The 1,243-nt window shown below is 62.5% G+C and carries 1 protein-coding gene; it reads right to left on the bottom strand.

Annotated features, from left to right (window positions below; genetic code table 11):
- Positions 1-9 precede the first annotated feature (9 nt).
- Positions 10-1,243: IS4 family transposase (locus G3N95_RS40370; protein ID WP_205975646.1), on the bottom strand; the 1,234-nt coding region annotated here is incomplete at its 5' end.

Below are 1,243 nucleotides of genomic sequence, written 5' to 3'. Positions count from 1 at the left end.
TAATGCCGTTCAGTTAAGGTCTCTTTTGAGGACTCGAACGGTATAACGAAACGGTCTGGACTTGACGGCCCGAGCGCAAGAGCGCCCGGGCCGTTTTTCGTTGATAAGTTGCTTGAGCCGCTCACGCAGGCGCTTGAGCAGCGCAGGCAGTTTGCCGTACGAGCGTGTCACGGCTGCCCAGGTCATTTCGTACTGAATGGTGTGAAACGCGCGGATGAAGCTCAGTGCGTCGGGTGGCTGCCCGGCGTCGATCGCCGCCTTGGCCATCTCCAGGCGAATCAGGTTATAGGCGATCAGGGCGCCCCAGAATTCCTGATAGACACCCTCCACGGTCTGACTGCGGAGGGTCAACTCCATGCCCAGCATCGACTGCTTCAGCTCATGGTAGCTGGTCTCGATCTGCCAGCGACGCTCGTAGCACGAAACAACGTCGACGGCCTTGAAACGCCTTCGATCAGTCAGCGACGTCAGCAATATCCGCTGCCGGCCCCGTGCATCAACGGCAAGCACGGCGCGCGCTTGCCAGAATTCGGGCAGCTCCGGGCATTTGGTGCGGGCCTGCGGCGACACGCGCATGCGCACGATCTGGTCGCCGTCGTGCCCGCTCACGACCTCCCAGCGCAGATTGGATTTGGCCGGGATGATGTAATGCCGGTTCTCGCCGCCTGAAACCAGATTGCACAGAAGCTGGGCCGACAGGAACCCTCTATCGAATACGGTGATGGAATTGGCCGGCACGCGAGCGATGAGTTCACGCGCCCAGATCATCTCGTTGATATCGTAAGGACCGAACACCGCATCACGCACCAGATGCGTCGCAAGGGCGGTGAGCGTTACCGCGCGCAGTTGGGGATAGCTGCCAACCCGGCCATGAGCGGCGGCCGAGGCGCCAAAATGCCTGCGGTTGGCGGCACTGTCGGCGGTTCGCAGCGTGGTGCCATCCATCGCGAACAGCGAGAGCCCCTTGAAGAGGTGCTGCGCCTGATCCTGCGCGACCCAGTTCCTGGCCGATTCGTGAAACAGCCACGCCAGGGGCGCGGCGCCGATGCGCTGCCGCGCCTGAGCGATGGCGCTCTTGCTGACAAATGACGCATCGGCTGCGGGTAGCGCAAGGTCCAGTTCATCGACGACTTCGCTGATCGACTGGTGCCGGTACAACGCCAGCGCAATCACCAGCCATACGACCTGCTGCGCAGGCAGCCGACGCCGACGCACGCTGGCACTGCCACTGGCCTGCACTGCA

This window comes from Paraburkholderia sp. Tr-20389, assembly GCF_017104565.1.
In the GTDB taxonomy this organism is placed as follows: Bacteria; Pseudomonadota; Gammaproteobacteria; order Burkholderiales; family Burkholderiaceae; genus Paraburkholderia.
Note: the sequence above shows the minus strand (reverse complement) of the source record. Positions and strands in the feature narration are given on the sequence as shown.